This is a genomic window from Microlunatus sp. GCM10028923 (assembly GCF_042666975.1).
GTDB lineage: Bacteria > Actinomycetota > Actinomycetes > Propionibacteriales > Propionibacteriaceae > Microlunatus.
Genome location: NZ_JBHTFF010000005.1, coordinates 189,398 through 207,325 on the forward strand (window position 1 = coordinate 189,398; position 17,928 = coordinate 207,325).

The following is a 17,928-nucleotide window of genomic DNA, read 5'->3' on the forward strand; positions in this document are numbered from 1 at the left end:
CTTGGTTTCACCAGAACGCTGTGACACGGAAGGCATCCGCATGACCATTCGACAGAGGACCCGACGACTGTCGGCGCTGGCGATCGCCGCCGGGATCGCTGCGGCGACGTTCCTGACCCCCGCCGCGGTCGCCGACCAGCAGGACACCGGCGGCGACGTCGCGGCTGCGCTCGGCTGGGGTGACTGCCCGGCCGGTACGGCACCGGGCAACCCACTGCTGCAGTGCGCGACCCTTGCGGTACCGCTCGACTACGACGATCCCGACGGCCGGACCATCGAGATCATGATCTCCCGGCTGCCCAGCCAGAACCCGGAGCGGCGACGCGGCATTCTGATCACCAATCCGGGCGGCCCCGGCGGGTCCGGCCTCTCCATGCCGGCCGACCTGCAGGCCCTGGGCGCCCCGTCCAGCCTGCTGGAAAGCTACGACATCATCGGCATGGACCCGCGCGGAGTCGGTCACTCGACGCCGGTCAGCTGCGGCTTCACCACTGATCAGGAGTACCTGTCCAACATCCCGCAGTGGGCGGCGGACCAGGAAGAGGTCAACCACTACGCCGAGGTCGTCAAGGGTGTCGCCGAACAATGCGCTGCCGCCGACACCGAAGGCCTGCTGCCACACCTCTCCTCCGCCAACACCGCCCGGGACCTGGAGCAGATCCGGACCGCGTTCGGCGAGGACAAGATCAACTTCTTCGGAGTCTCGTACGGCACCGCACTCGGCAGCACCTATGCCTCCCTGTTCCCCGAGCGGACCGACCGGATGATCATCGACAGCAACGTCGGCGGAACCGCGTTCGGCCGGGACGCGTTCCGCCGGATGGCTCGCGGTGCGGAGGAGGGTTTCGGCACCTTCGCCGGCTGGGCCGCCGCCCGTCACGACAGCTACGGCCTGGGCCGTACCGAACGCCAGGTCCGCCAGACCTGGTTCCGGCTCGCCGAACAGCTCGACGCCGAACCGGTCACCGACATCAACGGCAAGCTGTTCCGGTTGATCAGCTTCGGGATGCTCTACAAGGAGGACACCTTCCCCACCCTGGCCCAGCTGTGGCAGTCACTCGCCGAGGGCGACGAAGCGGCCGTCCGGCACTACCTGGCCAAGGATGCCCCCGAAGGCATCCGAGCAGCCGTGACGACCTCTGACCAGCCCCAGCCGTCCCCGAACGACAACGCCCTCTCCTCCTTCCTCGCGGTCACCTGCAACGACTCCCGGTGGAGCCGCGACGTGGACAGCTACCAGAGGTCGGTGGCCGAGGACCGGAAGAAGTACCCGCTGTTCGGAGCGGCCGCCGCGAACATCACCCCGTGCGCCTTCTGGCCGCATGACGGCGAGGAGATCGCCCTGGTCGACGAGGGCCCGCGGAACATCATGATCATGCAGAACCAGATCGACGTCGCGACTCCGTACATCGGAGGAATCCTGGCCCGCAAGGGATTCGGCGACCGCTCCAGGCTGGTCTCCGTCGACGGGTATCGGCATGGCGTCTACCTCTTCGACGACAACCCGTGTGCGCTCAACGTCGGCACGGCTTACCTGGTCGACGGAGAGTTCCCGCGGCGAGACCTCCACTGCCGGGCCGAGCGGGATTCCGGCCTGGCGCTGAACGCGGACCGACTCCGGCTCCGCGAACAGACCTTGGAGAAGCTGGGCCCGCGCCTCTGAGTCGCTAGGCGCCGTAGCCGCCGTCGATCCGCAGCACGGCACCGGTGACGTACGAGGCCTCCGGGCTGGCCAGGAAGACCACGCCGGCGGCGATCTCCTCGGGCCTGCCGTACCGTCCCAGGGCCGTCGTCGGAAGGAACACCGGTGCAGCGGAACTGTCGGCGGGATTCCCTTCGGTGTCGATGAATCCGGGCTGGATCACGTTCACGGTGACGCCCCGGTCCGCCAGGTCGCGCGCCGCGCCGCGGCTGAAGCCCTCGAGGGCCGACTTCGTACCCGAGTAGTAGGCCATGCCCCGGAAGCCCGCCCGGGTTCCCACACCCGAGCTGATGTTGACGATGCGGCCGCCCTCGGGGAGCAGCGGGACCGCCGCCCGGATGCCGGCCACCACGCTGGTGTAGTTGACCGCGAGCTGCCGGTCGATGGCGGCCTGGTCGACGGTCTCGCTGTCGACCAGTCCGCCACCGACCGCGGCCGCGTTGTTGATCACGATGTCCAGCCGCCCGAACTCCGCGGCGACGCTGTTGATCAGGCCCACGGCCTGCGCCTCGTCCGCCTGGTCGGCCTGGAACGCCGCCGCGCGCACGCCCTTGGCCTCCAGCTCGGCGACCACAGCCTTGGCCCGATCCGCCGAGGACGCATAGCTGATCGCGACGTCGGCCCCTTCGTCGGCCAGGGCCAGCGCCGAAGCCGCCCCGATCCCCCGCGATCCGCCCGTGACGATCGCCACCTTGCCGTCCAACTTCCCCATGATCATCCTGCCTCCCTGTCGATTCTTGACCGTTCGGTCCACCACCATAGGGAGTTATGGACCGTGCGGTCAAGAACGGGTATTCTGGCGGCATGGCACGTCCACGAGCGTTCGACGAAGAGCAGGTGCTGCATGCGGTCCGGGAGCAGTTCTGGACCGCCGGCTACAACGCGACCTCGTTGGAAGACCTGTTGCGGGTCAGCGGACTGGGCAAGGGCAGCCTCTATGCGGCCTTCGGCGACAAGCGCCGACTCTTCCTCCGGGCCCTGCACGGGTACACCGACCACGGCCATGATCAACTTCGGCGCATCCTGACCGACACGCCACGGGCCCTGGACGCACTGCGTACGCTCCTCGAAGCGCCGATCGACGAGACGAACGACGACGAAACGCGCCGCGGCTGCCTGATGGCCAACAGCACCTGCGAACTCGGCATCGCCGATCCGGACGTGCTCGCCCACGCCCACCGCACCTACGAGACGTCCACCGCCCTGATCGCCGACTGCGTGGTCCGCGCCCAGCACGAGGGCGACCTACCGGCCGAAGCCGATCCGATCGCCCTGGCCCGCGCCCTGCTCGCCGCACAGCAGGGGATCGTGTTCATGGGCCGGACCGGGATGGACACGGCCACCCTCACCGCCACGGCACGATCACTCGCTGATCACCTCCTGCCGGACCACTCAGCCACCCGCTCTCGCGGATGACGATCGAAGCAAGATCAAACCCGGTCACAGCCCCTGCGGACCGGCCCAGGCATTGAAGCGGCCCAGGCCACGGGGCCTGCGGCTCAGGCGGAGCGCTTCCCGGACGGCCGCGTACTGCTGTGATCTTGCCCGGTCCTTCGGCCGTGGCCGCTCGGGCAGCCGGCCGAGGACTGCGTCGGGATCGCAGACCCAGACCGGAGTCCCGGCGAGCACCATGAGGGTCGCGCCGGCGCGGAGCTCGTCGTACGTCCCGGTGAGCTCAGGCACGACGTCGAGTTGACCGAGCGTGGTGACGAACAGATGATCAAGCTGCCCCGGTGTCGCCGGCTCAGGCGTCCAGGCGCGGCACTCCGCCAGCGTGGCGGACTTGGACCAGCCTGGTTCGTAGCCAGGCGCGGCCTCGAGCTCGACGAGCACCTCCGCGAGGCGCTGCAGGTTCGCCGGGTCCGTTGCGGGGACAAGATCAAGATCATTCGGCTCGAGGTCGGCGCCGTAGAGGACGAGGACGGTCGAGCCGCTGAGCACCCAGTCGATCTCTCGCCGGTGGAGCAGTCGAAGCAGTTCGCCGATCTTGAGCGGGGGCCGGTCGCAGGGGTCGGGCACCCGACCGAGCTTACGTCTCCCGCTCGCCCGCTTCCATGATCACGAACCCTCGGAACACCCCGTCTCACACGAATGCGTCATATGCATGAATCTCTAGACAATGCGTCACGCGCATGCCAGGATCCCGGTTCATGGGCAACGATGCGACCATTCCTCTCAACCGCCGGCGCTTCGTCGCCCTCTCCGGAACCGGACTCGCGGCCACCGTCGTCGGGACCGAATTCCAGACCCAGACCGCTCACGCAGCCTTCACGTCCGACCCGTTCCAGCTCGGGTCCGCCACCGGCGATCCCACCACGGACTCGGTGGTGCTCTGGACGCGGCTCGCGCCCAACCCGACGGCGGCCGACGCCGGCATGACCGGGCAGCCCAGCCAGATCAACGTCGGCTGGCGGCTGGCGAGGACGTACGAAGACGTACGGGACAACGTGAACACGCTCTACTCGGGCACGGTGATCGCCCGATCGGACCAGCACTGGTCGGTACACGTCGACGTCAAGACCGCCACCGGCGGCGGACCGCTGCAGCCGGGAACCCAGTACTGGTACGTGTTCTCGATCCCCGACACGTCGTACCGCACCTGGATCGGCAGCACCCGGACCGCGCCGTCGGCGACGGCCGATGTCCAGGTCAACTTCGCGGTGATCAGCTGCCAGAGCGCCGCCACCGACACCGCCGCGAACAACGGCACCAGCTACTGGCACGGCTATGACCACCTTCAGGACAACCCGGTCGACTTCATGGTCCAACTCGGCGACAACATCTACCGCGAAGGCCACGTCAACACCGTCCCGCCCCGCTACTGCGCCAGCCTGGCCGACTACCGGCAACGCTGGGGCTGGTATCTCAGCCGCGCCGCCCTGCAACGCTGCCGGCGCTCTTACCCCACCTACTCCGTGATCGATGATCATGAAGTCGCCAACGATTTCAACGGCGCCGAGATCCCGAACAACTACGGGACCGGCTCCGCCGGTGACACGGCCCTGAACCAGCTGAACTGGGGACTCCAGGCGTACTGGGAGAACATGCCGGTCCGGGGCCCGGCACCGGTGGCGCCGACGGGCAGCGACAAGAAGAGGATGTCGATCGAGAAGTCGTCACTGCAGTGGGGGCGCCACCTGAACCTCGTCCTCTGGGACTGCCGCCAGGATCGCACCGATCCGGACACCGCCACCAACCCGACCATGCTCGGTGCAGCCCAGGTCTCCCGCACCATCTCGACGATCCAGAACAGCACGTCGACCTGGACCGTGATCGGTACGACCAGCCCGCTCAGCACCTATTGGGCCGCCATCGGCTCGGACGGGCAGCCGGTGCCGGCCGGCCGGGCCAACTGGAACGCCTACCCGGTCGAGCGCGAACGCATCACCGGAGCCCTCCGTGCCCGTCTCGATCAGCACAATGGATTCAACCCGGTGATCATCAGTGGTGACGTGCATTGCCCGTTCGCGTCCAAGGTCGTCCAGCGCACCGACCCGGCCGACCGAAGCTTCGTCGCCACCGAGTTCTGCGGCCCCTCCATGTCGAGCTACAGCGGCGTGAACTGGACCAGCCGGCTCAACGCCAACCCCGCGATCTTCGCCTGGATGGGATTGCGCGACGACACCTCCGGACGCTCGCCCCAGCCGCAACCACTCAAGGGCTACCTGCGCTGCGCCGCCAACGGATCGACGTTCTACTCGAACTACCTGGTGACGCACCAGACGAACGTCGCCACCGGGACGGTCACCTCGCAGTGGCGATCAAGAACGGCCGTCGGGACCATCGGCGCTGTCGGCTACTGACTCGCGGGACTACCGCTCCGGTCCCCTGAGCAGTCGATCCCGGCCGGCTTCGACGCCGGGAGGAAATCCCGTCACGTGGTAGTGGCGCACGTACCAGAGCCCGTGGAGAAGCCAGAGCGCACGGTAGGTGCGGTCGTTCGGGGGTTCGAACCACGAGCGGTCGCCATAGCCGGCCTGGATCCACTCGACCGGGAAGCGCCTGCCTTCCCGGAAGTCCCACAGGGCGAAGTCGTTCGCCGCGGGTTCGGCCGCGACCACACCGAAGTCGATGACCCCCGACAGCCTCCCCTCGTGCACCAGGACGTGTACGGCGAGGAGATCGTTGTGGCTCATCGTCATCCGAGGCGGGGCTGCGCGGAACGCGTCGACGATCTCGCGCACCCAGCCTCGGACCGTCGCCGGCTCGAATCCGGCGGCACGGCCGGCGTCCTCGAACACCTTCGCCTCCGCGGTGATATTGGCCAGCCACTCCTCCACCGTCTCGAACCTGCCGACACCGGAGCCGTCGAGGCTCCCGAGCCCTTGCACCGGGATGGTGTGGAGCTGCTTCAGCCAGGCTCCGACCTCTTCCAGCACGCGGCGAACGTCGCCCTCGCCGAGATCGAGGTCGGCGAGTCGCTCACCGGGCAGCTTCTCCATCACCATGACGGACCGGAGCTCGTTCCCGACCTCGACGCGACGAAGAGCGTGCACCCGCGGCGCCCGGATGCCCCGCGCCGCGCACTCGCCGAGGACCCACGCCTCCCGGTCGTGCGCCTCGGATCCGCGGTGCGAGATCCGAACGATCATGGACGGACCCTGCTCCACCGTGACGTCGTACACCTCGTTCACCTCGCCGTCGACGATGCGGCGGCACTCCACGACCGGCGACGTCGACACCTCGCCGACCACGGCCGTCACCACATCCAGCGGCGTCGCCCACGCACGGTGCAACGCGGCGAGGTGCTGACTGCGGTCGACGTCCGACGGTGACCTGACTTCGCGCTCCGACATCCCTCGACCGTAGGACAGACGCCCGATCCAGGCGACTGGGTTAAGCTACGTCGGTGAAGATGAAAACCATTGTCATTATGCTGATGGCCTTCCTCCTCGCCGCCTGCAGTACGACCGGGGGTCCGACCGACGACCGGAGTGCCGACGTCGGCGAAGGCAAGATCAGTTATCCGCTGAGCTACCGGAACTGTGGCGACCAGGTGACGGTCGAGCAGGCGCCGAGGCGGGCCGTCTCGCTCAACCAGTCGGCCACCGAGATCATGATCAGACTCGGCCTGGCCGGTCGGATGGTGGGCACCGCGTACGAGATCGAGCCGGTGCCGGACGACATCGCCGAGGCGTACCGGAGCGTGCCGCTGCTCACCGACGGCATCCTCAAGCACGAGGCCTTGCTCGAGGCCCAGCCGGACTTCGTCTACTCGTCGTTCGCGTCCTTCGTCACCGCCCAGAACGCCGGTGAGCGCGCCGAGCTGCACGAGCTCGGCATTCCGACCTATCTGACCGAGTTCGACTGCACGTACCACGCGTCCGTCGAAGGCGGCGCGAAGTTCGAGATGCTCGTCAACGAGATCGAGTCGATCGCCCGGATCTTCGACGTCGAAGCGGCGGGCCAGGAGCTTGTCGCCGGACAGCAGGCCACCATCGACGAAGGCCTGAAGATCGCCAAGGGGATCAAGGGCACGCCGAAGGTGGCCTGGTTCTACTCCACCGCCGCCTCGGCGAACACGCCCTCGGTCGCCGGCCCCGGCGGCCTGCCGCAGACGGTGACCGAACTGGTCGGCGCCGAGAACGTCTTCAGCGACGCCACCACGAAGTGGCCCGAGGTGAGCTGGGACGAGTTCGCGGCCAGGGAGCCGGACGTGATCATCCTGGCCGACCTGACCCGCGGCTACCCCGGTGACACCGCCAAGGAGAAGATCGACTTCCTCAAGAAGGATCCGCTCACGTCGACCATGGCGGCGGTCCGGCAGGACCGGTTCATCGTCATCCCCGGTCAGTACATGGATCCGTCGATCCACAGTGCGCAAGCGATCCCGGCCGTTGCGAAGGGACTCGTCGAGCTGGGGCCGTCATGGTGAGCCGGGCCGAGCAGCTGGGCCGACTGCTGCAGAGCTGGGATGATCAACAGGCCGCCTACATCAACCACCGCGAGCAGCGGTTCGCGATCATGCTCGAGGTCATCGGCCGCTACCTCGCGGCGTCGGCCGAGGCGGACGAGGACGGCAGCGGCGTGACCGTGCTCGACCTCGGCTGCGGGCCCGGCAGCCTCGGCGGTCGCGTCCTGGACCGCTTCGCCGGCATCCGGGTGATCGGGCTCGACTACGACCCGCTGCTGCTGGCCATCGCGAGCGAATGGCTCGGTGATCGACATGGTGAGCGGTTCACCGCCGTCGACGCCGACCTCGCCTCCGACGGCTGGCAGCGATCACTCTCTGAGCGACCGGTCCAGCTGGCCGTGTCCTCGACCGCGCTGCACTGGCTCCAGCCCGCCGAACTCGTCGCCGTCTACACGACGCTCGGGCGACTACTGCCGGCGAACGGGATCTTCCTGAATGCCGATCACCTGCGCTACTCCCCGCGTACCCAGCCATGCCTGGTGGCAGCGGCGGACGCCGATGATCAGCGCACGCAACAGCTGGCCCACGGGCAGGGCGTGCTCACGTGGGACCAGTGGCTGGAACAGCCCATGATCATCGACTGGTTCGGCCCGCAGCGGACGTTGCGCGAGCAGCGGTTCGCGGACCGGCTGCCGCCGCCGCACGCGCCGCTCGACCTGCACCTGCAGGCGTTGATCACCGCCGGGTTCGCCGAGACCGGAACCCTCTGGCGGCACTACGACGACGTCGTCCTGCTGGCCCGTCGATGACCCGGCTCGCCGAGCCTCGGCTGGTCACCGAGGGACCGGTAGCGAAGGAACGCCGTGGGCGGAGGACCGTACCGCAGGCGGCGTTCCTGCTCGGTGTCTTCGCGATGATCTTGGTCGTCTCCATCGTCGTCGCAACCCTTGTCGGTACGGCGAGCATCGGGCCGCTCGACGTACTCGGCATCGTGCTGCGCCGGCTGGGCCTCGAGACTCTCGCACCGACGCCGCCCGCTCCCCCGCTGATCGACGCGCTGATCTGGCAGTCCCGCCTGCCCCGGGTACTGCTCGCCGCCACCGTCGGGCTCGGGCTGTCGGTGTCGGGGGCGGTCCTGCAGTCGATCACCCGCAACCCGCTGGCCGAGCCCTATCTGCTCGGGGTGTCCTCGGGCGCGTCGACGGGTGCCGTGCTGGCGATCGTGTTCAGCCTCGGTACGGGCGCGTCGGTGTTGTCGACCGGCGCCTTCGCCGGTGCGCTGCTGGCCTTCGGCATCGTGATCATGCTGATCGGCGGCGGACGAGTCTCGAACCCCGCCCGGGTGGTGCTCACCGGTGTGCTCGTGTCCCAGTTCTTCTCCGCAATCACCTCGTTCGTGCTGATGATCAGCGGCGATGCAGACCTGACCCGGGGCTTCACGTACTGGCTGCTCGGCTCACTCGGTGGCGCCCGCTGGGAGCCGTTGTTGGTGGCGTCGGCGGTGACCCTGATCGGTGCCGTCGGCTGCCTGTTCTTCGCGCCGGCTCTCGACGCGTTCACGTTCGGCTGGGACACCGCAGCATCGCTGGGCATCAGGACCACCCAGGCCCGCCTGGTGCTCATGGTCCTCACCGCCCTGATGACGGCCGCCGCGGTGGCGGCCTCGGGAGCGATCGGGTTCATCGGGCTGCTGGTCCCCCACGTGGTGCGACTGCTCGCCGGCGGAACCCACCGAGTGCTGCTGCCGCTGTGCGGTCTCGGCGGGGCGATCTTCCTGATCTGGGTCGACCTGTTCGCACGGTCGGCGTTCACGCCGCACGAGGTTCCGGTCGGAGTGATCACAGCCTTGCTCGGCGCGCCGGTCTTCGCGGTCGTCCTCAACCGGGCGGCGGCCAGGCGATGACGGAACTGAAGGCTGATGATCTTGCCTGGAGCGTCGGCGGCGCCCGCATCCTCGACGGGGTGGACCTGCACGCGCGGGCCGGCGAGGTGCTCGGGGTTCTCGGGCCCAACGGCGCCGGTAAGACCTCGCTGTTGCGGATCCTGGCAGGGCTGCGACGGCCCGACCGCGGGACGGTCGAACTAGGCGGCATCTCGCTGCGGACCATGGCGCGGCGCCGGGTCGCCCAGCAGCTCGCCATCGTCGAACAGTCGCCCGAGGCCCATGCGGAGATCACCGTCGACGAGGCCGTCGCGCTCGGCCGTTCGCCGCACCGCGGAACCTTCTCGGCCATGACCGGGTCGGACCGGGTCGCAATCGATCGTGCCCTCGAGCTGACCGGGATGGCCGGGTTCCGGTCGCGATCTTGGCGGACCTTGTCCGGCGGTGAACAGCAACGCGCCCAACTCGCCCGGGCGCTCGCCCAGCAACCCGAGATTGTCGTACTCGACGAGCCGACCAATCATCTCGACATCCGTTACCAGCTGGACGTCCTCACGCTGCTCCGGCAGCTCGACCTGACCGTGATCACTGCCCTGCACGACCTGAACCTTGCGGCCCGGTTCTGTGATCAACTCGCCGTCCTGGACCGGGGTCGGGTGGTGGCGGCCGGGCCGCCGGAGGACGTATTCACGACTGAGCTGATCCGCGCGGTGTACGCCGTGGAGACCGTGATCGAGCCATCGCCGCACACCGGGACCCTGTCGGTGACCTACCTGGCACCCTCGGAACGGAGCGGCGCCTCGCGCGACGTTTCCGTGTAGCGCTCGCACAGCTTGAGCAGTTCGGCGATCACCCGGTTGGTCTCTGCCTTGGACAGGGCACCGCCGCGACTCCGCTCAACCAGGTAGTCCGCCGTTCCGTGCATCGTGTTGTAGAGCAGGACGACGGCCAGCGACGGGTCGGTGAGGGCGAAGGCGCCAGACTCGGACCCGGCCTGGATGATCTCGGCCAGCTCCGCAGCGTGGCCGTTGTGCGCCGGGTCGGCCGGGTGCCCGGTCGCCGATTCTGCAGCGTCCCCGTCGTGCTGGAACAGCGCGTCGTGAAGCTCGGCGTGGGCCAGGTAGCCGCGAAGACTCAACTCCATCCAGCGCCGGAGACGTCCCGGCCAGTCGTCGGCCGGGAGTCGGCGCAGCGCGGCCCGCTGCCGGGCGACCAGGTCGTTGATGAAGCGTTCCCGGAGTGCCCGGACGAGCTGCTCCTTCGACCGGAAGTACAGGTAGAACGTGCCCTTGGCCACCTGAGCCGCGTTCGTGACGTCCTCGACGGTGAATCCCGAGATCCCCTTCGCGAGGACGAGCTCCGCCGCCGCATCCAACAGCGCCGTCCGGCGCTGCTCCGGTGGCGCGGTCCGTGGCTTCATCCAGGCCCTCCTCGAATTCGATGATCCGAACATTCTGCCCCATCTTGTTTTCGACAATCATTGTCATTAGAGTGACTGGCGGTCAGTCAGCGAGAGGAATCAGATGACTTCAGAGGGGGCAGCGCCGGTCGCGGTGCCGACACCGCCGGCAGTGATGCCGTCCCGGGCCCGGCGGTTCGCGGTGATCGCTTCGCTCTACCTGGTGAGCGACATCGGGTACGCGTTCTTCTTCGGCGCGCTGACCACGATCCTTCTGCAGCGCGGCGTCCCGCTGAGCCAGTTGGCGTTGATCAACTTGCTCGGCCTGCTCTACTTCGGCCGGTTCCTGCTGGGACCGCTGATCGATCGACTCGGCCGCTATCGCGGCTGGTTGATGATCACTCAGGCTGCCCTTGTCCTGGTCTGGCTCGCTCTCGTACCGCTCGATCCGGGAGCGGACCTGATCATGGTGCTCGCCCTGACGGCGGTAGCCCTGGCGCTGTCCGCGTTCCATGACACCGCGATGAACGGACTCACCGTACGGCTGCTGCCGCCGGCGGACCGGGGCATCGGCAACGGCCTGCAGGCGGGCATGGCCTGCTTGTCGATCATTCTCGGTACGGGTGGCGCCCTGTTCCTGTACGCCCGGCTCGGCTGGGGCTTCACCGTGGGCGCCGTGGTGGTGATCTTCCTGATCCCCTTCCTCGTGCTGCTGCCGCTGCGGGAACCGCCGTCAGAGCCCGGGCCGGAGCGACACCGCCGGCCGTTCGCGGAGTTGATCACTCTGGTCCGCCGGCCCCGGATCGGGGTCTGGATGATGGTGATCCTGCCGATCTTCACCGTGGGCGGGTTCCTCGCCTCCGCGCTGCTGGCACCGATGATGATCGCGGCGCACTGGTCGATGGACCGGATCGCCCTGGTGCAGGGCACTCTTTCCGGCCCGGCCGGGCTGCTGGCCTCCCTGCTGATCGGTGCGCTGATGAACCGGATCGGCCGGCGTGGCTGTGCGATCCTCGTCGGCTGCTGCTGGACCGCCTCGATCGCACTGCTGCTGCCGTTGTCCTTCGGCGGCGCCCATCCCGTACTGGACGGCATCGCGGTGTTGTCCACCGTGCTCGGCTACTCCGGGGCAGCCCTCTGCGCCTACACCGTCTCGATGGACCTCAGCCGTCCGGCGAGTGCGGCCACCGACCTGACCGCCCAGGTCTCCGTCCTCGGCGTGCTGCGGCTGGTGATCACCCCTGCCGCGCTCGCGCTGGCCGGAGTCACGAGCTTCGCACCGCTGATCGGCGTCGCCGTGCTGCTCTCCGGGATCGGCACCTGGGTCACGGCGCGATGGCTGCGCCGACACCCGATCTCATCCACCACCTCGAAGGAGGACACATGACGACAGGCATCTTCCAGCAGGCCGTACGTTCAGCGCGCCCGCGCCTCGCAGCCACGGTCGCGATCGGCCTCGGCATCGTGATCACCCGGCTGGTGCAGGCCTTCGGCGTGGCCGTGCTGGTCACGGCGCCACTGACCGGCCGGCCCTGGGACACCGCCCTGACCGGGGTGGCACTGGCCGTGGCGATGGTGGTGCTGCGGGCGGCCCTGCTGTGGGTCGACGAGGCGATCGCCGAGGACACCGGTCAGCGGGTGACCCAGCAGGTCCGCCGTACGGTCCTTGATCAACTTCTGCGGCTCGGCCCCGGCTACCGGAGTGGCCGATCCACGGGAACGATCACCGCGCGGCTGGTCGACGACAGCGCCGCGCTGGAGGTGGCCGTGGCCCGCGGCGTGCCCGGCGGTCTGCTCAGCTGGCTCGGTCCGCTCCTCGCCACGGCCACCGTCGCGGTGATCGATCCGCTCGGTGGGCTGGTGCTCGGCGTCGCCCTTCTGGTGGCGAAGTTCGCCGCGCCGCTGTGGAACCGGATCGGACGGCGCGGGCACGACCAGGTGTTCGTCGACCTCGGCGCCATGGACGCCGGCTTCGTCGAAGCCGTTCAGGGCATGGCGACGGCCAAGGCCTTCGGCGCCGTCGGCCGGGTCCGCAAGCGGCTGGCCGGTCAGGCCGAGCAGGTCAGGGTCGCCGGGATGCGGGTCCTGAACGCGCTGTTCACGCACATGATCATCACCCGTCTCGCGATCACCGGCGCGATCGTCGTGATCATCGTCCGGGCCGGCCTGCTCGCCGCCCAGGGCCGGCTCGATCCGACCTCGGCCCTGACCGTCGCGCTGATCGCCTTGATCACCTTCGTACCGCTGGACGATCACGGGAAGTATCTGCACTCGACCCTGACCGCGCCCATGACCGCGGCGCGTCTGGATGCCTTCCTGGCCGAGAAACCGCCGCTCGCCGATCCCGGTGCGCCGCTCCCCCTGCCCACCGGACCGATCCGGCTCTCGCTGCGGGAGGTGCGGTTCCGCTATCCCGACCGGGATGTCGATGCCGTCGCCGGCATCGATCTCGACCTGGCCCCGGGACGGACCATCGGCCTGGTCGGACCGTCGGGCTCCGGCAAGACGACCGTGGTGTCCCTACTGCTGCGGCTGATCGATCCGACCGCGGGACAGGTGTTGATCAACGACCGCGACGCGGCGGGAACGTCCCGGCGGGACTGGTGGCGCCGGGTCGCGGTGGTCAGCCAAGACATCCACCTCTTCCCCGGCAGCCTGCGCGAGAACGTTGCTCTGGCCCAGCCCGAAGCCTCCGACGAGGAGATCCAGCACGCGGTGGCGGCCGCCGGCCTCGCGGCCGACGTCGCCGCGTTGCCGGAGGGACTGAGCACCCAGGTCTCCGAGCGCGGGACGAATCTGTCCGGCGGCCAGCGACAGCGGGTGGCGATCGCCCGGGCCCTGCTCACCGACCCGGAGGTGTTGATCTTGGACGAAGCCACGGCATCACTCGACGAGGAGACCGAGCGCCTCGTCCACGACGCCGTCCATCGGCTGTTCGCCGACCGGGCCGTACTCATCGTCGCGCATCGGATGAACACCGTCCGCGACGCCGACGAGATCATCGTCCTCGACCATGGCCGCATCGTCGAGCGCGGCGGTCACCACACTCTGCTGACCCTGGCAGGCACCTACCACAAGATGATCAACGCAGGAGCCACGGCATGACCACCACCTCAGACACTCCGACCGACCGCCGCCCGTTGCTTCGGCTGCTGCCGTACATGGCGTCGCGGCCACTGACCTTCGGGCTGGTGATCTTGTCCGGGCTGATCTACTACGGTGCCGTTGCCGTCCTGCCGGCCCTGGCGGCCTACCAGCTCGGCCTTCTGGCCGGCACCGGGGCGGTCGCCCCGGAGACCGGGCTGGTGGTCGCGCTCGGCCTCGGCGTCGTCGTGGCGGCGGTCGGCCAGTGGTGGCAGGGCAGCATCGGCCACGACTGGGCCTACCGGCTGCTCAAGGAGTTGCGGATCCGCATCGTCGACGGGATCGCCCGGGCGACGCCGGGGCGGCTGCTCGGTCGCCGTACCGGAGAGCTGGCCGACATCGCGAAGAACGACGTCAACGCCACCGAACTGTTCTTCGCCCACACGGCCGCCGACTACATCGGGGCCGGACTGGTGTCGGTCGCCACCCTCGTCGTGGCGGCCGTGCTCAACCCGCCCACCGCGCTCGCGCTCGCCGTGCCGATGCTGCTGGTCGCGGTGGTTCCCGCTCTGCTCGCTCGGCGCGCCGGCGCCCAGGGCCGCCGGCTCCGCGCGGCCCGCGGTCAGGTCGCCGCCGAGACCGCCGACGTCGTGCAGGGGTTGCGCGAGCTCGCGCTCGCCGGCCGGGAACACGACTTCGCCGCCCGGGTGCAGGACCGCAGCCGCGAGGTGACGTACGAACGACGGCGCTACGTCTGGCGCAGCGGCATGGAACTGATGATCACCGAACTGATCCTCGGACTCGGGCTGTTGCTCGTGACCGCCGTCGCGGCGAGCCAGGTCAGCAGCGGCGCGCTGCCGCTGCCCTGGCTGCCGGTCATGATGGTCGCGGCGACCTCGGCCCTGGCACCGATCGCGACCGTCTCCACGACCGCCCGATCACTGGGCGACGTGCGCGCCGCCGCAGCCCGGGTGCTGGCGATCATCGACTATCCCGCGCAGGTCGCCGAGCCGGACCGACCGTTGATGATCACCGACCCGGTCCCACCGGTCGAGTTCGATCAGGTCTCCTTCAGCTACCCGAGCCGTACCGAACCGGTGCTGCACAACCTGTCGCTGCGGATCGCTCCGGGCGAGACGGTCGCCCTGATCGGACGGTCCGGAGCCGGCAAGTCGACCTGTGCCAACCTGCTGCTCCGGTTCTGGGACCCGTCCAGCGGCATGATCAAGATCGCCGGCGTCGACCTCCGCGAACTTTCCGACGTGGGTCTTCGCCGGACGGTCTCGTTGGTCCCGCAGGACATCTTCCTGTACGACGACACCATCGCCGCGAACCTGAGACTCGGGCGACCGGACGCGACCGATGACGAGGTACGAGACGTCGCCCGGCTCACCGGCGCCGGCGGGTTCATCGAGGCGCTGCCGGAGGGCTACCAGACCAGAGTCGGCGAGTCCGGCTCGACTCTGTCGGGCGGTCAGCGGCAGCGCCTCGCCATCGCCCGCGCCCTGCTCACCCAGGCGCCGGTGTTGATCTTGGACGAAGCCGTGTCCAGCCTCGACACCGACAGCGAGCGAGCGCTGCACGAGAGCCTCGACGCCACCCGCGGCACCCGGACCACGCTGGTCATCGCCCACCGGGCCGCGACGATCCTGCGCGCCGACCGGGCCGTCCTGCTGGATGCCGGAAGGATCGTCGCCGACGGACCGCCGGAGGAGGTGCTGAACGCGGCCCGGCACCTCGAGGCCCGTACCGCTCCCTGAACGTCGCCGGAGGTCTAGCCGGCCTGGCCCCAGAACCGGTCCTCGGCGGGGCCGTCCTCGGAGAACAGGTGGACCTCGACGATCTTGCCCTCACGCACCGTGAGCAGATCGACTCCGCGCATGTCCATCGTCGCGCCACCACGGCTGCCGCTGAACCGTACCGGCACGGCCACCAGGTCGCCGTTGATCATGGCTGCGCCGTCGACCTTGAGCTGGAAGGTGCCCTGGCTGGCCTCCATCATGCCGCCGAGGAGCTGCCCGACCCCGGCACCGCCAACATGGTCGCCGCTGAACTGGTTGGCGCCCGGCTGGTGCCACACCACGTCGGGTGCGAACAGCGCCATCGCACCGGGCACGTCCCCCTGGGCCAGCGCATCGAAGTAGGTCCCGGCGACGGCGGCCGGCTGCTGATCGGACATCGGTTCTCCTCGGAGTCTGTAATCGAATCGACCCCTATAGTTACAATCGGTTACCTGTTACCTCAACGTAACTAACGGAGGGTGAGGAATGTCGACTCCGGTGTGGGATGTGATGGCGGAGGCCTGTCCGTCACGGACGTCCCTGGCCAAGATCGCGAACAAGTGGACCGCGATGATCGTGATCGCCCTCAGCGACGGACCGCTGCGGTTCGGCGCGATCCGCGAAGTCGTGCAGGGAATCAGCGGCAAGGTGCTGACCGACACCCTTCGTGATCTTGAACGGGACGGAGCCGTGGAGCGGATCGCCTACAACGAGATGCCGCCCCGGGTTGAGTATGAGCTGACCGAGCTGGGTCGGACGCTGAAGGAGCCGCTGGGCGCCCTCGGCCGCTGGGCGGAGCAGCACATCGAGCAGGTTCTCCGGGCCCGGGAGGCCTTCGATCAACAGCAGGACGCCGAGAGCGAGAGGTCGGCCGCGCGGGGAGTTCGGCGCGGCGCCCGGCTGGGCCGCTAGCGCGTCCTGGCCGGGGACTGGCCGGACAGTCAAGATCAAATGATGGTCAGCGCGCAAGGTCCGCCAGCGCACGCCAGTCAATGGGGTCTGGGCTGAACCCTCGCCGGTCCAGGTATTGCTGGGTTCGGGCCCGGCCGTCTTCGATCCAGTCCTGCCAGGAGCCGGTGTCGTGACCGCCGGTCAACGCCCCCGGGATTCGTCCCGGCCGGAATGACCACTCCCGGCCGGCTCCGGTGAGGTCACCGGTGACCTGCAGGGAGATCATCTCGCCCGCATGACCGTCGTGGCGATGCCAGAGCAGAGCAGCCTTGCCGTTGGTTCCAGCGAAGGCATCGGGGGTCTGCAGCTGCAGTTCATCACCATCGGTCGAGCGGGTGATCGTGGCTCGAGTTCCGGTCGGGTGACCCTCCAGGTCCCTGCTGGCAAGGATCACGCTCGGATAGCGGTCGACCGCGTCGGAGACTCGGCCGGGCAGGGACGCTGATTCGTCCGGGTACGGCTCGTGCCTGCCGCCCACGGGAAGCCGTACCTGAGTGATCAACCGGTCCGGGCTGACGTACAGCGGAAGCCGCAGGTAGTACCAACTCATGGTGGCCCGGACGGCCTCGTCACGCGTCTCGTCGGCCAGCCCCGGATTCCTCCTGAACAGTTCGGCCCAGTACGCCGGTATCTCGGCCGGCGTGACGACGCGGTCCGGTGCGGTCGCGGTCCCCTGCACCAGCAGACTGGGCGAACCGTCAAGGCCACTCCCGGTGAAGTCGGAGAACAGCAGCGCCACCCGGCCGTCGCGCCGCAGGTCGAACGCCTTCTGCGAATAGGCCAGCGGCGTCGTGATCAGGATGTGGCCCTCATCCGGCAGCCAGGCCCCAGCCATCGGGAGAATCCTCGGCCCACCGTCCTTGCCGATCATGATCAGTTCCAGCACTCGCACCTCGGCGAGTACCTTCGCCTGCTCAACAGCGATCTGCAACTCCGACTCCTTCAGCTCAACCACCCGTTGCCTCGACCATGCGGCCTGGTGGAAGGACCGTAGGAGCTCAACCTGCCTTGAGGTCAAGAATGATCACCTGCGGCCAACCAGCTCCTTGGTAACTACCGCGCAATTCGCGTTGCGGGTGGTGCCGTGGCATGCCAGTCTGGGGAGGTGCGGTCTTGAGCAGTGATCCCAAGTCCTCGCCCGCAAAGCGCGTGAGGTAGTCGCTCCTGCTCCCGAGAAGGTCAACTTTGTTCTGCTCAGCTCACGCTCATGCATTGATTCCCTTCCTGCCAAGACATCTGAGAATTCATGGCTGCCAGGCTCGCTCCGGCATCGGA

General features: G+C 68.7%; 17 protein-coding genes. 11 read left to right on the top strand and 6 right to left on the bottom strand.

All coding sequences use genetic code 11. The annotated features are described in order from the left end of the window. Positions 1 to 40 precede the first annotated feature (40 nt). A complete protein-coding gene (locus ACFQU4_RS14055) occupies positions 41 to 1,663 on the top strand; it encodes an alpha/beta hydrolase (RefSeq protein ID WP_377492808.1) in 1,623 nt (540 codons plus the stop codon). 4 nt (positions 1,664 to 1,667) lie between these two features. Here the strand turns inward: ACFQU4_RS14055 and ACFQU4_RS14060 are convergent, their stop codons facing one another. Further along, complete coding sequence (locus ACFQU4_RS14060; RefSeq protein WP_377492810.1) at positions 1,668 to 2,420, bottom strand: SDR family NAD(P)-dependent oxidoreductase; 753 nt, start codon at positions 2,418 to 2,420, stop codon at positions 1,668 to 1,670. Between the two features lie 86 nt (positions 2,421 to 2,506). On the opposite strand from ACFQU4_RS14060, the gene ACFQU4_RS14065 reads away from it, so the two are divergent. Further along, a complete protein-coding gene (locus ACFQU4_RS14065; RefSeq protein WP_377492812.1) occupies positions 2,507 to 3,118 on the top strand; it encodes a TetR/AcrR family transcriptional regulator in 612 nt (203 codons plus the stop codon). A gap of 24 nt (positions 3,119 to 3,142) precedes the next feature. On the opposite strand, the gene ACFQU4_RS14070 is transcribed toward ACFQU4_RS14065, so the two are convergent. Next, positions 3,143 to 3,721 (bottom strand): hypothetical protein, encoded by a 579-nt coding sequence (locus tag ACFQU4_RS14070; RefSeq protein ID WP_377492814.1) that lies wholly within the window; start codon positions 3,719 to 3,721, stop codon positions 3,143 to 3,145. A gap of 131 nt (positions 3,722 to 3,852) precedes the next feature. Between ACFQU4_RS14070 and ACFQU4_RS14075 the strand changes: the two genes are divergently transcribed. Then, positions 3,853 to 5,505, top strand: coding sequence for an alkaline phosphatase D family protein (locus ACFQU4_RS14075; RefSeq protein WP_377492816.1), 1,653 nt, complete (start codon positions 3,853 to 3,855; stop codon positions 5,503 to 5,505). Between the two features lie 9 nt (positions 5,506 to 5,514). Here ACFQU4_RS14075 and ACFQU4_RS14080 read toward each other — a convergent pair whose 3' ends face one another. Further along, positions 5,515 to 6,498: a phosphotransferase family protein gene (locus tag ACFQU4_RS14080; protein ID WP_377492818.1), complete on the bottom strand. Its 984-nt coding sequence runs from the start codon at positions 6,496 to 6,498 to the stop codon at positions 5,515 to 5,517. An 83-nt stretch (positions 6,499 to 6,581) separates the two neighbouring features. On the opposite strand from ACFQU4_RS14080, the gene ACFQU4_RS14085 reads away from it, so the two are divergent. The 4 genes from ACFQU4_RS14085 to ACFQU4_RS14100 are packed head-to-tail and all read left to right on the top strand — an operon-like array spanning position 6,582 to position 10,259. After that, entirely contained in the window at positions 6,582 to 7,577 is a 996-nt protein-coding gene (locus tag ACFQU4_RS14085; RefSeq protein WP_377492820.1) for an ABC transporter substrate-binding protein, read from the top strand. Then, positions 7,571 to 8,365 carry a class I SAM-dependent methyltransferase gene (locus tag ACFQU4_RS14090; protein ID WP_377492822.1) on the top strand — a complete coding sequence of 265 codons (795 nt, stop codon included), beginning with the start codon at positions 7,571 to 7,573 and terminating at the stop codon, positions 8,363 to 8,365. The genes ACFQU4_RS14085 and ACFQU4_RS14090 overlap by 7 nt, the downstream gene beginning before the upstream one ends. Beyond that, positions 8,362 to 9,459, top strand: coding sequence for a FecCD family ABC transporter permease (locus ACFQU4_RS14095; protein WP_377492824.1), 1,098 nt, complete (start codon positions 8,362 to 8,364; stop codon positions 9,457 to 9,459). Before ACFQU4_RS14090 ends, ACFQU4_RS14095 begins: the two co-directional genes overlap by 4 nt. Then, a complete protein-coding gene (locus tag ACFQU4_RS14100; protein ID WP_377492826.1) occupies positions 9,456 to 10,259 on the top strand; it encodes an ABC transporter ATP-binding protein in 804 nt (267 codons plus the stop codon). Before ACFQU4_RS14095 ends, ACFQU4_RS14100 begins: the two co-directional genes overlap by 4 nt. Here ACFQU4_RS14100 and ACFQU4_RS14105 read toward each other — a convergent pair. Continuing rightward, positions 10,208 to 10,858, bottom strand: a complete 651-nt coding sequence (locus ACFQU4_RS14105; RefSeq protein ID WP_377492828.1) for a TetR/AcrR family transcriptional regulator — start codon at positions 10,856 to 10,858, stop codon at positions 10,208 to 10,210. The genes ACFQU4_RS14100 and ACFQU4_RS14105 overlap by 52 nt on opposite strands. Before the next feature lie 103 nt (positions 10,859 to 10,961). Here ACFQU4_RS14105 and ACFQU4_RS14110 point away from each other — a divergent pair, with 103 nt between their 5' ends. The 3 genes from ACFQU4_RS14110 to cydC are packed head-to-tail and all read left to right on the top strand — an operon-like array spanning position 10,962 to position 15,681. Further along, complete coding sequence (locus tag ACFQU4_RS14110; RefSeq protein WP_377492830.1) at positions 10,962 to 12,224, top strand: MFS transporter; 1,263 nt, start codon at positions 10,962 to 10,964, stop codon at positions 12,222 to 12,224. Then, positions 12,221 to 13,942, top strand: coding sequence for an ABC transporter ATP-binding protein (locus tag ACFQU4_RS14115; protein WP_377492832.1), 1,722 nt, complete (start codon positions 12,221 to 12,223; stop codon positions 13,940 to 13,942). Before ACFQU4_RS14110 ends, ACFQU4_RS14115 begins: the two co-directional genes overlap by 4 nt. Beyond that, positions 13,939 to 15,681: a thiol reductant ABC exporter subunit CydC gene (gene cydC, locus ACFQU4_RS14120; protein ID WP_377492834.1), complete on the top strand. Its 1,743-nt coding sequence runs from the start codon at positions 13,939 to 13,941 to the stop codon at positions 15,679 to 15,681. Before ACFQU4_RS14115 ends, cydC begins: the two co-directional genes overlap by 4 nt. Before the next feature lie 14 nt (positions 15,682 to 15,695). Here cydC and ACFQU4_RS14125 read toward each other — a convergent pair whose 3' ends face one another. Then, entirely contained in the window at positions 15,696 to 16,100 is a 405-nt protein-coding gene (locus ACFQU4_RS14125; RefSeq protein ID WP_377492836.1) for a nuclear transport factor 2 family protein, read from the bottom strand. 88 nt (positions 16,101 to 16,188) lie between these two features. On the opposite strand from ACFQU4_RS14125, the gene ACFQU4_RS14130 reads away from it, so the two are divergent. Further along, positions 16,189 to 16,614, top strand: coding sequence for a winged helix-turn-helix transcriptional regulator (locus ACFQU4_RS14130; RefSeq protein ID WP_377492838.1), 426 nt, complete (start codon positions 16,189 to 16,191; stop codon positions 16,612 to 16,614). A gap of 46 nt (positions 16,615 to 16,660) precedes the next feature. Here ACFQU4_RS14130 and ACFQU4_RS14135 read toward each other — a convergent pair whose 3' ends face one another. Then, entirely contained in the window at positions 16,661 to 17,584 is a 924-nt protein-coding gene (locus tag ACFQU4_RS14135; RefSeq protein WP_377492840.1) for a pyridoxamine 5'-phosphate oxidase family protein, read from the bottom strand. Positions 17,585 to 17,928: the final 344 nt, after the last annotated feature.